Source organism: Arthrobacter sp. J156 (genome assembly GCF_056172865.1).
The window spans coordinates 478,943-492,544 of record NZ_CM149650.1 but is presented as its reverse complement, the minus strand read 5'-3'; the positions used below and the strand labels follow the sequence as shown (position 1 = coordinate 492,544).

12 protein-coding genes are annotated in these 13,602 nt (G+C 74.2%); 5 read left to right on the top strand and 7 right to left on the bottom strand.

Translation table 11 applies throughout. The features are described 5' to 3' along the window. Positions 1-3: 3 nt before the first annotated feature. The 4 genes from AC0QR5_RS02290 (at position 4) to AC0QR5_RS02275 (ending at position 5,293) form a co-directional block, all read left to right on the top strand. The gene (locus AC0QR5_RS02290; RefSeq protein WP_329860004.1) at positions 4-1,284 is read left to right on the top strand and encodes an HRDC domain-containing protein; all 1,281 of its coding nucleotides are present in this window, start codon (positions 4-6) and stop codon (positions 1,282-1,284) included. A gap of 106 nt (positions 1,285-1,390) precedes the next feature. Then, complete coding sequence (locus tag AC0QR5_RS02285) at positions 1,391-2,632, top strand: thiolase family protein (protein WP_329860002.1); 1,242 nt, start codon at positions 1,391-1,393, stop codon at positions 2,630-2,632. Positions 2,633-2,636: 4 nt separating this feature from the next. Next, complete coding sequence (locus AC0QR5_RS02280; RefSeq protein ID WP_329860001.1) at positions 2,637-4,763, top strand: 3-hydroxyacyl-CoA dehydrogenase NAD-binding domain-containing protein; 2,127 nt, start codon at positions 2,637-2,639, stop codon at positions 4,761-4,763. Between the two features lie 92 nt (positions 4,764-4,855). Then, entirely contained in the window at positions 4,856-5,293 is a 438-nt protein-coding gene (locus AC0QR5_RS02275) for a QcrA and Rieske domain-containing protein (RefSeq protein ID WP_329860000.1), read from the top strand. On the opposite strand, the gene AC0QR5_RS02270 is transcribed toward AC0QR5_RS02275, so the two are convergent. The 6 genes from AC0QR5_RS02270 to AC0QR5_RS02245 all read right to left on the bottom strand — a co-directional run bounded on the left by AC0QR5_RS02270 (position 5,214) and on the right by AC0QR5_RS02245 (position 11,209). After that, the gene (locus AC0QR5_RS02270; protein WP_329859999.1) at positions 5,214-6,818 is read right to left on the bottom strand and encodes an ATP-binding cassette domain-containing protein; all 1,605 of its coding nucleotides are present in this window, start codon (positions 6,816-6,818) and stop codon (positions 5,214-5,216) included. The genes AC0QR5_RS02275 and AC0QR5_RS02270 overlap by 80 nt on opposite strands. Then, entirely contained in the window at positions 6,815-7,558 is a 744-nt protein-coding gene (locus tag AC0QR5_RS02265; RefSeq protein WP_329859998.1) for an energy-coupling factor transporter transmembrane component T family protein, read from the bottom strand. The genes AC0QR5_RS02270 and AC0QR5_RS02265 overlap by 4 nt, the downstream gene beginning before the upstream one ends. An 11-nt stretch (positions 7,559-7,569) precedes the next feature. Then, positions 7,570-8,376 (bottom strand): ECF transporter S component, encoded by an 807-nt coding sequence (locus tag AC0QR5_RS02260; RefSeq protein ID WP_329859997.1) that lies wholly within the window; start codon positions 8,374-8,376, stop codon positions 7,570-7,572. A gap of 98 nt (positions 8,377-8,474) precedes the next feature. Then, complete coding sequence (locus AC0QR5_RS02255; RefSeq protein WP_329859996.1) at positions 8,475-9,599, bottom strand: nucleoside hydrolase; 1,125 nt, start codon at positions 9,597-9,599, stop codon at positions 8,475-8,477. Continuing rightward, on the bottom strand, positions 9,586-10,224 hold the full coding sequence (locus AC0QR5_RS02250) for a hypothetical protein (protein ID WP_329859994.1): 639 nt from the start codon (positions 10,222-10,224) through the stop codon (positions 9,586-9,588). Before AC0QR5_RS02250 ends, AC0QR5_RS02255 begins: the two co-directional genes overlap by 14 nt. A 10-nt stretch (positions 10,225-10,234) precedes the next feature. Beyond that, on the bottom strand, positions 10,235-11,209 hold the full coding sequence (locus AC0QR5_RS02245; protein ID WP_329860110.1) for an aldo/keto reductase: 975 nt from the start codon (positions 11,207-11,209) through the stop codon (positions 10,235-10,237). Positions 11,210-11,359: 150 nt separating this feature from the next. On the opposite strand from AC0QR5_RS02245, the gene argG reads away from it, so the two are divergent. Continuing rightward, positions 11,360-12,787 carry an argininosuccinate synthase gene (argG, locus tag AC0QR5_RS02240; protein ID WP_329859993.1) on the top strand — a complete coding sequence of 476 codons (1,428 nt, stop codon included), beginning with the start codon at positions 11,360-11,362 and terminating at the stop codon, positions 12,785-12,787. A gap of 178 nt (positions 12,788-12,965) precedes the next feature. On the opposite strand, the gene AC0QR5_RS02235 is transcribed toward argG, so the two are convergent. Then, complete coding sequence (locus AC0QR5_RS02235; protein WP_329859992.1) at positions 12,966-13,538, bottom strand: hypothetical protein; 573 nt, start codon at positions 13,536-13,538, stop codon at positions 12,966-12,968. Positions 13,539-13,602 lie beyond the last annotated feature (64 nt).

Below are 13,602 nucleotides of genomic sequence, written 5' to 3'. Positions count from 1 at the left end.
ATCATGACCGCAGCCGACGCCGCCACCAGCGCCCCCGAGCAGGACGAGCTGTCCTCCGCCACCCAGGATCCGGGATCCTCCGACGCCGGGGCGGTGCCCCTGACGGAGCCGCGCGACGGCGTGCCGCTCGTGATCTCCACGGAGTCTGGCCTGCGCCGCGCCGCGCAGGCCATCGCCGCCGGACACGGGCCCGCCGCCGTGGACGCCGAGCGGGCCTCGGGGTTCCGCTACGGCCAACGCGCCTTCCTCGTGCAGATCCGCCGGGAGGGGGCCGGGACCTGGCTCATCGACCCCGAGCCGTTCGGGGACCTGGCCGTCCTGGGCGACGCGCTCTCCGGCGTCGAATGGATCCTCCATGCCTCGACGCAGGACCTCCCGTGCCTCGCCGAGCTCGGAATGCACCCGGACCGGCTCTTCGACACCGAGCTCGCCGCCCGCCTGGCGGGCCTGCCGCGCGTGGGCCTCGGCGCCGTCGTCGAATCCCTCCTGGGCCTCTCGCTCGCCAAGGAGCACTCCGCCGCCGACTGGTCCAAGCGCCCGCTTCCGGAGCCGTGGCTGCGCTACGCCGCGCTCGACGTCGAGGTCCTCGTGGAACTGCGCGCGGAACTCGTCGCGCTCCTCGAACGCGACGGCAAGCTCGCCTACGCCGAGCAGGAGTTCGAGGCCATCCGCACGGCACCACCCGCGCCGCCGCGCACCGATCCGTGGCGGCGCACCTCGGGCCTGCATACCCTGCGCGACCGGCGCCAGCTCGCCGCCGTCAGGGCCCTCTGGCACGAACGCGAATCACTCGCCGAGAACCGGGACGTCGCCCCGGGCCGGCTCATCCCGGACGCGGCGCTCGTCGCCGCGGCGAAGGCCATGCCGACGACCGTTCCCGCGCTGCTGAAGACCCCGGGCTTCCACGGCCGGGCCGCGGGCAAGGAGGCACCGCGGTGGCTCCGGGCACTACAGGAGGCCCGCGCCGCGCAGGACCTGCCGCCCCTGCACCTGCCGTCCAACGCCCCGCCGCCACCGCGCACGTGGGCCGACAAGGACCCGGACGCGGCGGCCCGCCTCAATACCGCCCGCCCGCGCCTGCAGCGCACGGCCGAGCAGCTGGACATGCCCGTCGAGAACCTGCTGACCCCCGACTTCCTGCGCCGGATCGCCTGGCGGCCGCCGACCCCGATCGAGCCGGACTCGATCGCGGAAGCCCTCGCCGGCCTCGGCGCCCGGCCCTGGCAGGTGGAGATCGCGGCCCCGGTCCTGACCGTGGCCTTCCTCGACCCGGACCCGCTCTGACAGGATCGGTGGGACGGCACCCCGCGCCGCTGTTGCATCCCAAGTTACCGGCCAGTAACGTATGGGGTGGATCACACCCGTCCCACCCTTCCGTAAGGAGCACCCGGTGAACCCCACCCCCACCCGCCCCCTCGGCCGCGGCCGCGCGGTCCGCGACGTCGTCTTCGTCGACGGCGTGCGCACCCCGTTCGGCAAGGCCGGAGAGAAGGGCATCTACCACGGAACGCGCGCCGACGACCTCGTGGTGAAGTGCCTGCGCGAGCTCATGCGCCGCCATCCCTCGCTCCCGCCCGAGCGGATCGACGACGTGGCGATCGCGGCGACGACGCAGAGCGGGGACCAGGGACTGACCATCGGCCGCACCGCCGCGCTGCTGGCGGGCCTGCCCCACACCGTTCCCGGCTACGCGATCGATCGCATGTGCGCCGGCGCCATGACCGCCGTGACGAGCACCGCCGGATCCATCGCCTTCGGCGCCTACGACGTCGCGATCGCCGGCGGCGTCGAGCACATGGGCAACCACCCGATGGGCGCCGGCGCCGATCCCAACCCGCGCTTCCTCTCCGAGCGGATCGTCGATCCCGCCGCCCTGAACATGGGCAACACGGCCGAGAACCTCCACGACCGCTTCCCGGCCGTCACGAAGGAGCGGGCCGACCGCTACGCCGTCGCCAGCCAGGCCAAGCTCGCCGCCGCCTACGAGGCCGGCAGCATCCAGCCCGACCTCGTGCCCACCGCGGCCCGCCGCCCCGGCGAGGGGTGGACGGTCCACACGCGCGACGAGCCGCCGCGCCCCGGCACCACCGAGGCCGACCTGGCCGGGCTGAAGACCCCCTTCCGCGCCCACGGACGCGTCACGGCGGGCAACGCCGCCGGCCTGAACGACGGCGCGACCGCCGCCCTCCTGGCCTCCTCCGGGGCAGCGGAGGAGCTGGGCCTGCCCGTGCGGATGCGGCTCGTGTCCTACGCCTTCGCCGGCGTCGAGCCGCAGGTCATGGGGATCGGGCCGGTGCCCTCCACCGAGAAGGCGCTCGCCCAGGCGGGCCTGGCCATCGACGACATCGGCCTGTTCGAGGTCAACGAGGCCTTCGCCGTCCAGGTCCTGTCCTTCCTGGACCACTTCGGGATCGCCGACGACGACCCGCGCGTGAACCGCTACGGCGGCGCCATCGCGGTCGGCCACCCGCTCGCCTCCTCCGGGGTGCGCCTCATGACCCAGCTGGCGCGGCAGTTCGAGCAGGACCCCTCGGTGCGCTACGGCCTGACCACGATGTGCATCGGCCTCGGCATGGGCGGCACCGTGATCTGGGAGAACCCGCACCACGCAGACTACGGAAAGGACGCCTAGGACCATGGCACACGATTCCTTCGCACGCTTCGAACCGCTCACCGCACTGGTTCCGAACGAGGTCGTCACGAACGCCCTCGTCGCCGACGTCCCGCTGCCCGGCGGCCGTACCCTCGCGCTGATTACGCTCGACAACGGACTGGACCACACCAAGCCGACGACGCTCGGCCCGCGGACCCTGATCGGCCTCGGGCAGACGCTCCTGGAGCAGCGGGATCGCGCCGCGGCCGGAGGGATCCACGCCCTCGCCGTGACGGGCAAGCCGTACTTCCTCGTCGCGGGCGCGGACCTGTCCGCCGTCAAGGGGCTGCGCACCGCCGAGCAGGGGCGCCTCATGGCCGAGCTGGGCCACGCGGCCTACGACCTCCTGGCGGACCTCGGCGTCCCGACCTTCGCCTTCATCAACGGGATGGCCCTCGGCGGCGGGCTCGAGATCGCCCTCGCGGCGAACTACCGCACCGTCTCCACGGGCGCCCAGGGGCTGGGGCTGCCGGAGGCCTTCATCGGGCTCGTCCCGGGCTGGGGCGGCGTCTACCGCCTGCCCCGCCTGATCGGCCCCGAGGCCGCGCTGAAGGTGATGATCGAGAACCCGCTGAACAACAACCGCACGCTCGGCGGAGCGCAGGCGTTCGAGCTGGGGATCGCCGATGCCGCGTTCGCCCCGGCCGACTTTCTCGAGCAGTCGGTGGCCTGGGCAGCGTCCGTGGTCGACGGGGCCGAGCCCGAGCGCCGCCACGCCGTCGACCCGGCGGACCCGGAGACCGCGGCCCGCTGGACCGCGGCCGCCGCCACGGCGCGCGCGTTCGTCGAGGCCAAGACCTCCAACGCCGCACCGGCACCCGCCAAGGTCCTCGACGTCTTCGAGGCGGGGCTGACGGCGACCCAGCCGGAGTCGGCCCGCCTCGAGTGCGACGCCCTGACGGAACTCATGCAGACCCCGCAGTTCCATGACACGGTCTACGCGTTCCTGGACCTGGTCCAGAAGCGCTCCAAGCGACCCGCCGGCGCCCCGGACGCGAAGCTGGCGCGGCCCGTGGCCAAGATCGGCGTCGTCGGTGCCGGCCTCATGGCCGGACAGTTCGCCCTGCTCTTCGCCAAGTCGCTCAAGGTGCCCGTCGTGATCACGGACATCGACCAGGAACGCGTGGACCGCGGACTCGCCTACATCCACGGCGAGATCGACAAGCTCGCGGCGAAGAAGCGGCTCTCGCCCGACGCCGCCAACCGCACGCGTGCCCTCGTGACCGGTTCCGTGGACAAGTCGGCCTTCGCCGACGCGGACCTGGTCATCGAGGCCGTGTTCGAGGAGCTCGAGGTCAAGAAGAAGGTCTTCGCCGAGGTCGAGCAGGTCGTCTCCCCCGAGTGCATCCTCGCGACCAACACCTCCTCGCTCTCGGTGACGAAGATGGCCCAGGACCTGCGCCACCCCGGACGCGTCGTCGGCTTCCACTTCTTCAACCCCGTCGCCGTGATGCCGCTCATCGAGATCGTCAAGGCGCCGCACACCACGGACGAGGTGCTCGCCACGGCGTTCGCGCTCGCCAAGAACCTGAAGAAGACGGCCGTCCTGGTCCAGGACTCCGCGGCGTTCGTCGTCAACCGGATCCTCCTGCGCCTCATGGGCGAGGTGTCCAACGCCTTCGACGACGGCACGCCCGCGGAGGTCGCGGACACGGCCCTGAAGCCGATGGGGCTGCCGATGAGCCCCTTCACGCTGCTCGCGATGGTCGGGATCCCCGTGGCCCAGCACGTCATGGAGTCCCTCCACGACGCGTTCGGCGACCGCTTCCGGGTCTCCGCGAACCAGCAGGCGCTCATCGACAACGGCGTCAAGGGCCTGTGGGAGAAGCAGGAGGACGGCAGCGTGCGGATTCCGGAGGAGACGCTCGCCCTGCTCTCCTTCGGCGACTCGCCGAGCACCGCCGAGGAGCTGCTGGTCCGCACGCAGGACGCGTTGGCGCAGGAGATCGGCCTGATGCTCGAGGAGGGCGTGGTCGAGGGCCCGGAGGACATCGACCTCTGCATGATCCTCGGCGCGGGATGGCCCATGCACCTGGGCGGCATCACCCCGTACCTGGACCGGGTCGGCGCGTCGCAGCGCGTCAACGGGCGTCCGTTCCACGCCGGCTAGGACCACTCGCGCCGGTGCCCCGGGGCCCGGCACAGGAGACCCACAGCCGGGTCCCCTGTGCCGGGCCCCGCGCGCGTCCTACGATGGTGCCCATGACGCGCACCGAGACACCCCGCCCCGCCCGCCGCACCGTCCTCGGCACCTCGGTGGCCGCCGGGGGCGCGGCCTTCCTCGCGGCCTGCGGCTCCGCCTCGCCCGCCGAGGTCCCCTCGGCGCCGGCCGGGGGCGGGGCCGAGGGCACGCAGGCCGCCACGCTGTCCGAGCTTCCCGAGGGCGCCTCGCTTTCCGTCCAGGTCGAGGGCCGCGCCTACCTGCTCTACCGGCCGGACGCCGAGACGGTCCTCGCGTACCGCGCCGTCTGCACGCATGCGGGCTGCGAGGTGCTCACGGGCGAGACGCAGTTCGAGTGCCCGTGCCACGGCTCGCGCTTCGCCCACGCCGACGGCGCGGTCACGGGCGGACCGGCGAACCGTCCCCTCGAGCGCTTCGCGGCCGCCATCGACGGCGACGACGTCCTGATCTACCTGTAGTCCCGGAGATCCCCGGGGCGGTGCCCGGGCCGGGCGCCCGGAGCCCCTCCTGCCGATCCGTGGTGCGCGCCGCGAACGCCGCGTCGTGGGTCGTGAACACGATCGCGGCTCCCCGTCCGGCGGCCGCCGCGAGCGCGTCCTCGAGCCGGTCGCGGGCGTCGGCGTCGAGGTCGCTCGTCGGCTCGTCCAGCAACAGCACGCCGGGTTTCCGCACGAGGACGGTCGCCAGGGCCGCGAGCCGGCGCTTCGCCGCGGGCAGTTCCCACGGGTGGGTCCGGGCGTCGTCGCGCAGGCCGAGCTGCTCCAGGATCTCGGCGGTCTCCGCCCCGGCCCGCGGCCCGCGCAGCCCGAACCGGACCTCGCGCTCCACCGTCCGTTCGAAGAGCTGGTCCGCGGGATGCTGCAGGGCCAGCCCGAGCCGCCGCGCCGTCTCCGCCGGCCGGCCCGGACGGATGGGCGCCCCGTCGACGAGCACGGTTCCCGCGGCGGGTGGCAGCAGGCCGGCGATCGTGGCCAGCACGGTCGTCTTGCCCGCGCCGTTGGCGCCGGTGAGCGCGAGCCGCTCCCCCGGGCCTAGCTCGAGATCGAGCCCGCGGACGGCGACGGGGCCGCCGTCGGGAGCGGCCGCCAGTCCGATGAGCTTCAACCGCGGAAGGGAGTGCGCGGAACGGGATCGGGCGCCGCCGGATGCGGAGTCCGACGCCGGGTCCGCACCGCCGGCGGTGGACGGGACCTCCGGCGCGCGGTGCGTCCGTGCATCGGCTCGGGCCGACGGAGACCCTTCGACGCGGGCCGCGTCCGGCGCCGTGGCCGCCTCGCGCCGCAGCGTCCCCGAGCCGAGCCGGAGGACGGCGTCGGCACCGGAGGCGGCACCGGCGTCGTCTTCCAGGCCGTTGCCCAGCAGCACGACTCCCGTGCCGCGCGCCCGCAGGCGGGCCAGGGCGGCGGCGAGCGCGCGGCGGGCGGCGGAGTCGAGGCCGGCGAAGGGCTCGTCGAGGACCAGGACCGGGGTCCGGGCGGCGACGAGCGCGGCGAGCGCGGCGAGGCGCTGCTGCCCGCCGGAGAGGGCGAAGGGATCGGCGGCCAGCAGGGCGTCGAGGCCCAGCCCACCGGCCGCCTCCCCGACGCGGCGCTGCATCGTGGCGCGCTCCATGCCCCGCTGTTCCAGGGCGAAGGCGATCTCCTCGGCGACCGTGGCCCGCGCGGCGGAGAAGAGGGTCCGCGCGTCCTGCGGCAGCAGCCCGACGTGGCGGCCCCACGCGGCGCGGTCCGGGAGGGCGCCGTCTCCCGGGTGGAAGGCGAGGCGCTGGCCGGCGAGGCGGACCCGGGCGTCGAGGGCGTCCCCGCCGTGCGGGAGGAGCCCGGCGAGCATGCTCCCGAGCAGCGACTTCCCGGACCCCGAGGTCCCGTGGACGACCGTGAGCGTGCCGGGCGCGACCTCGACGATGCATCCCGACAGGACGGGACCGGCTGCGGCGGCCGGGGCGTAGGAGTCCAGCTCGTAGCGCAGGAGCGGTTCCGTCACGGCAGCGCTCCCCCACCGGCGATCAGGACGACGGCGAGGACCGCGCCGGCCGCGGGCGCGATCCGGCGGGCGAGGCGCTGGCGCCGCGAGTCGGCGACCTCGCGGTAGCGGACCACCGCCCCGGACGCGGGGAAGCCGCGGGCCGCGAGGTGCCCGGAGCGCAAGGCGGCGTCCTGCACGGTCGCCACGACCAGCGGAACGGCCCGGAGCCGGACGGCGCGCAGCCACCCCGCCGGGCCGCGGCCGCCGGCGCCGCGCAGCGCCTGGGCGCGCCCGATGGCCCGGGAGCGGCCGGCCAGTTGCGGGCCCAGGCCGAACGCCGCTCCGACGATGTAGCCGAGCTGTGCGGGCACGCCGGCGGCGTCGATCGCCGCCACGAGATCGTGGCGGTCGACCGCGAGGGCGGCAAGTGTTCCCACCGCGACGAGGACCGCCGCGCGCAGGCCCAGCCCGAGCGCGGTATCGAGTCCCCCGGCCGTGATCCGCAGCGGTCCCACCTCCCACAGGGCCGCGGCGCCGGAGCGGTCCACGAGGGCGTGGATCATCAGCTGCGAAGCCCACAACGGTCCGAGGACGGCCGCGCAGGCCGCCGCGAAACGGCGCAGCCGGCCCGTGCGTACCGCTGCGACGGCGCACGCGAGGACCGTCGCGGCCGCGGCCCAGCGCGAGCCGCTCGCGATGACGACGACGGCGGTCGTGGCGGCGAAGGACGCCGTCGTGAACGGATGCAGCCGGGCCACGGGAGATCCGCTCAGGGGTCCCGGCGGGCCGCGGGCGAGCGGAATCCGCGCAGCAGCCGCGGCGGAAGGGCCGCGACCAGGAGGGCGACGGCGAGGAAGACGACGGCTTTGTCCCCGGGGTCGGAGATCAGCGCCTGCTTCGTCACGGCGGAGAGCAGGCCGTCGCCCATGGAGCGGAAGGCCGCGACGAGCGCGCCCGTGCCGACGCCCGACGTCCCGCCGAAGACGAACGCGGCGACCGGCGCCGAGACGACGCCCGCCACGACGCCCGTCGCGAGGCCGGCCACGGGGGCCAGGTAGACGCGGCGGACCAGGCCCCAGCGGGCGGCGGTGCCGGCGAGGAAGCCGATGAGCCCGGCGCCGGCCGCGAACGGCAGGACGGTCGGGTTGAAGAGCGACCAGATGAGCGTCCCCATCAGGCCCGTCGCCGCCCCGGCCCGGCGCCCGGCGAGGAAGCCGACCAGGACGGTCCCGATCGAGTCCAGGTAGAGGGGCAGCATGACGGAGCCGACGAACTGTCCGAGCACGATGTTCAGGGCCAGGGCGGCCGGGATCAGCACCACGGCCTCCGTGGGCAGCTCGGGCAGCACGGCCGCGAGCAGGAGGAGGGCGGCGGCCAGGTAGCCGGCGAACGCGCCGAGCGCCGCGGCCTCGCCGAGACCCCCCGCGACGGCGTCCGGCCGGGTCGCCAGCAGGACGATGTAGGTGCCGGCCAGGACGGCGAGGCCCGCCGCGCCGAGGATCGTGGAGCGCCGGGAGGGACCGCGGGAACCGGGGGCGGCCAGCAGGGACGGCGGGGCGGACGGGGACGTGGACATAGGCTCTCCTGCCACACGCGGCGGCGCAGGGCGCGTCAGGCGTGCTGGATGGGGTGTGCGGGGTGCGGGCCTATGTCACCTCGACCCGGTTCAGCATCCTATCCGATCCGCGATCGATCCGGCCGGGTCCCGTCGATCCGGCGGGCGAGGAGCCCGAGGCGGCGGAACGCATCGGCGAAGCCCGCCTCCGGGTCGTTCCACTCGACGACGTGGGCGTGGGGCGCCCGGCCCCAGAGCCCGCGGAAGTCGGCCACGGTGGTGCCGAGCAGGAGGCTGGACTCCGTTTCCACGTCGACGGCGGCCGGACGGGTCCGGTAGGCCATGGTGCCCGCCGCGACGCCGGCGGCGAAGAGGTCGTGGACGTGGGCGATGTAGCCCTGGTCGTAGTCGCGGTGGAACTCGAAGTAGAAGCGCAGCGCGTCGGACAGGTGTCTCACGAGCGGGTTCGCAGCGCGGCTGGGCAGCCCGTCCGGCTGACCGTCGGCGACGTGTTCGGGTTCCGGGCACCCGGCCTCGCGGGCCAGCTCGGCGAGGAAGGCGGGGCGCATCTCGAAGCGTTCCGTGGCGTCGAGCGGGCAGAGCACGGGCAGGCGGTCCGGGTCCAGGCCCTCCTCGGCCGCACGGGCATAGGCCGCATGGACCTCGCGCGCCGCGTGCGGGTCCACGTGGGTGTTCCACTCGGCCGTCGGGGTCGTGTTGCCCTGGTGGTAGAACGCGCCTCCCATGATCACGACGCGCTTGAAGAGCCACGGGAGCCGGGGCTCGGCGCGCAGGGCGAGGGCGAAGTTGGTCAGGGGCCCCGTCAGCAGGGCCGTGAGCCGCCCTGGTTCGGCGCGGGCGGCCTCGACCCACCGTGCGACGGCGTCGCCCGGAACCGCGCCGGGACCCGCCTGCGGGGGCGGCACGGGATCCAGGACGGCGTGCCCGAGGCCCTGCGGGCCGTGGGTCTCCGGCGTCGTCACGAGGCGGAGCTGCAGGGGCGTCTCGGCGCCGGTCAGGACCGGGACGCCGGCCCGGCCGCAGAGCGCGAGCAGGGCCCGGTTGTTGGCGGCGACCTGGGCCGTGCCGACGTTGCCGGGCGAGCTCGTCACGGCGACGAGGTCCACGTGGGGGCACGCGGCGAGGTAGGCGAGCGCCAGGGCGTCGTCGATCCCCGTGTCGTTGTCCATGAGGATCCGCACGGGCTCCGGGCCCGCCCCCGGCGCGGCGTCAGCTTCCCGCATGGCGTCCCGTCGCCGTGAGGAACTCGATGGCGGCGTCGTCGAGGTCCTCGAGGCTCGCCCAGGCGGCGTCGCTCGGCGCGCCCGCGACCGGCACGGACACGGCGCCCTGCCAATCACTCGCCACCATCTCGCCGGCGCGGACCCAGTGCCTGGCGGCCGTGCGGCCGGCCTGGATCCTCTCCACGGCCCGCGCCCCGTCGAGCCCGAGCCCGTCGACGGCGACCGAGGTCCGGCGTGGCGCGGAGGGAGCCGCGCGGAGCACCGCGGAAACGGGATCGCCGCCGGGGACGTCGTCGGCCAGCTGCACGTAGGGCAGCTCCGCGGCGCCGCCCGCCACGAAGCGGCGCACCAGCAGGAACTCTCCGTAGCCGGGCATCGACTCCGGGCCGAAGCCGCCGGCCGTCCGGTCCAACAGCACGGGACCGGTCGTGCCGGGGGCGTGGAAGCGGCTGAGCTGCCACGAGCCGTCGTCGTCGAGGCGGATGCGCGAGACGGCCAGGTAGAGCTCGGGTGGGCGGCCGAACGCGATCCGGGTTGTCAGGACGCCGGCCTCGAGGCTCCGGCGCAGCGCGCCGACGCGCCCCGAGGGCTCGTGAAAGGCCTCCCAGCGCTCGAACGGCTCCATCTCCGGCGGCCTAGAAGAGGGCGACGCGGGGCACGCGCGGGAACAGGGCGTCGAGGGCCTCCAGGTCGGCGGCGGACGGCGTCCACGACGCCGCCAACGCGTTCTCGCGCACCTGCTCCGGGCGGGTCGCGCCCGCGATGACGCTCGAGACCGCGGGCTGGGCGGCGAGCCACGAGAAGGCCACCTGCACCTCGCTCAGTCCCCGCTCGCGCGAGAACTCCCCGAAGGCGCGCAGCTGCTCAAAGTCCGCCTTCTCGAGCAGGTTCTGCCGCGAGTGCGTCAGCCGGGAGCCCTCGGGTGCCGCGCCGTGGGAGTACTTGCCCGTCAACAGGCCGTTGGCCAGCGGGAAGTAGGGCAGGACGCCCAGCCCGTAGGCCTCCGCCGCGGGAACCACCTCGAGCTCGGCCCGGCGGTCCAGGAGGTTGTAGTGGTTCTGGCTCGAGATGAAGCGCGTGCCCCCGGTCATCCGGGCGGTGAACTCGGCCTCGGCGATCTGCCATCCGGCCCGGTTCGAATGTCCGACGTAGCGGACCTTGCCGGCGCGGACCGCGTCGTCGAGGGCGGCGAGCGTCTCGTCGATGGGCGTGAGCGGATCCGGGGTGTGGAACTGGTAGAGGTCGATGTAGTCGGTCCCGAGCCGGCGCAGCGAGGCCTCGATCGCCGTCGTGATGTAGCGGCGCGAACCCCGGGCGCCGAAGTCGCGCCCGTTGGCGCCGCCGGCATCCATCCCGAACTTCGTGGCCACGACGACGTCGGAGCGGCGCGTGCCGAGCGCCCGTCCCAGCCGTTCCTCCGAGAGTCCGGGCACCCGGCCGTAGGTGTCGGCCGTGTCGAAGAGGGTCACCCCGGCGTCGACGGCGGCGTGGACGACGGCGTCCGTGCCCTCCTGCGACTCGGTGGCCGTCCCGCTGCGGCCCAGGTTGTTGCAGCCGAGCCCGACGACGGACACCACGAGTCCCGAGTCCCCGAGGCGGCGGTAGTTCATCTGGTCCTGTTCCATGGCGTCCTTTCGGGCAGGCCGCGGCTGCGGCGCGTGCGGGGCATGTGTCCTCGATTCTTGCACGCGTGCTTCACATGCGCGCTCCCGGGCGTTCCCGGTTCCCCTTTTGGGCGCGGAAGCCATAGCGTAGGAGGCATGTCAAAGGTCCTCACTTCACTTCCCGTCGGCGAACGCGTCGGCATTGCCTTCTCCGGCGGCCTCGACACCTCGGTGGCCGTGGCCTGGATGCGCGACAAGGGCGCCGTCCCCTACACCTACACGGGCGACCTGGGCCAGTACGACGAGCCCGACATCGACGCCGTGCCGGGCCGCGCCCTGGACTACGGGGCCGAGGCCTCGCGGCTCGTCGACTGCAAGCCCGGCCTCGTCGAGGAGGGCCTCGTGGCCCTCGCCTGCGGCGCCTTCCACATCCGCTCCGCGGGCCGCGCCTACTTCAACACCACTCCCCTGGGCCGCGCCGTCACCGGCACGCTCCTCGTCCGGGCGATGCGCGAGGACGGCGTGGACATCTGGGGCGACGGCTCCACCTACAAGGGCAACGACATCGAGCGCTTCTACCGCTACGGCCTCATGGCCAATCCGCGGCTGCGCATCTACAAGCCGTGGCTCGACCCCGACTTCGTGACCGAGCTCGGCGGCCGCCAGGAGATGAGCGAGTGGCTCCAGGCCCACGGCTTCCCGTACCGGGACTCCGCTGAGAAGGCCTACTCCACGGACGCCAACATCTGGGGCGCCACACACGAGGCCAAGACGCTCGAGCACCTGGACACCTCGCTCGAGACGGTCGAGCCGATCATGGGCGTGCGCTTCTGGGACGAGTCCGTTCAGATCGCCACGGAGGACGTCGCGATCGCCTTCGAGCAGGGCCGCCCGGTCTCCATCAACGGCGCCACGTTCGAGTCCGATGTCGCCCTCGTCAACGAGGCCAACGTCATCGGCGGCCGCCACGGCCTGGGCATGAGCGACCAGATCGAGAACCGCATCATCGAGGCCAAGAGCCGCGGCATCTACGAGGCGCCCGGCATGGCGCTGCTGCACATCGCCTACGAGCGCCTGCTCAACGCGATCCACAACGAGGACACCGTGGCCACCTACCACGAGCAGGGCCGCCGCCTGGGCCGGCTCATGTACGAGGGCCGCTGGCTGGACCCGCAGGCGCTGATGCTGCGCGAGTCCATCCAGCGCTGGGTCGGCTCGGCCGTGACGGGCACCGTGGTGCTGCGCCTGCGCCGCGGCGAGGACTACACGCTCCTGGACACCTCGGGCCCCGCGCTGAGCTACCACCCGGACAAGCTCTCCATGGAGCGCGTCGGCGACGCCGCGTTCGGCCCCCTGGACCGCATCGGACAGCTGACCATGCGCAACCTCGACATCGCCGACTCCCGCCAGCGCCTGGAGCAGTACGCCGGCCAGGGCCTCGTGGGCGGGGCCACAGCCGAGCTCGTGGGCCAGCTGGAGGCCGGCGGCGCGGAGGAGATCGCCGTCAAGGACGGAGCCGGAGAGGGCGCCTCGGCGTTCGAGCGGGCCATCGAGGCCGCGGCGTTCGACGCCGGAACCGACTGACGCCGTCTTCCCGCCCTCCCGAGGGTGCGGCAGGACGCACGGAGGCCCGGCCCCCTTGAGGGGGCCGGGCCTCCGTGCGTCTGCCACCGTGCGTCTGCCACCGGGCGTCTGTCTCCGGGCGTCCTGCCGGCCCGTCCGGCGGTGTGGCCCCGGCGGGGTGGACCCGGCGGGTGACCGCTTAGTCGAGCGTGAAGGGGGCCTTGCCGGGCGCGGGGTGCTTCTGGCGCAGCGTCCCGATCCCGCCCTGCCCGCCGACGGCGATGGAGAGCTTGCGGAAGTCGAGGTCGGCCTCCCGCAGGCACGTCTTGATCGCCGCGACGGCCTTGCCCGGCTCCGGGCTGAGGATGCGCACGTTGAGCTTCCAGGGCGCCAGGTCCCAGGACTCGACCGTGCCGAGTCCGCGCCACGCGAGGTGGCCGGAGAGCAGGTCCACGGCCTTTTCGCGCAGGTACTCGTCCCGCTGCGTTCCGTCCCTGCTCTTGAGGGCATACTGCGCCACGACCCAGTACTGCTCGTCCGCGGGGATCTCGGCGAAGCCGTCCTCGGCGCACTGCTCGGCGAACGCCGACATCAGCTGCGCGCCCGCGGCGGGATCGACGTCGTCGACGTCCTTGACGGTGGACTGGTGGCCGACCTTGCCGTGGTTGACCACGAACTGGCCGAGCTCGGCATCGGTGTAGGGCTCGTACCAGGCCTCGCGGAACTCGAGCTCGCCCCTCTGGTCCCGGCGGTAGGTGCGGATGATGGCCATGGTGCTCCTTGGGTGGCTGGATCGGCGGGGCCGATGGGTCGGGTGCGGCGGTGGTGCCGGGCGG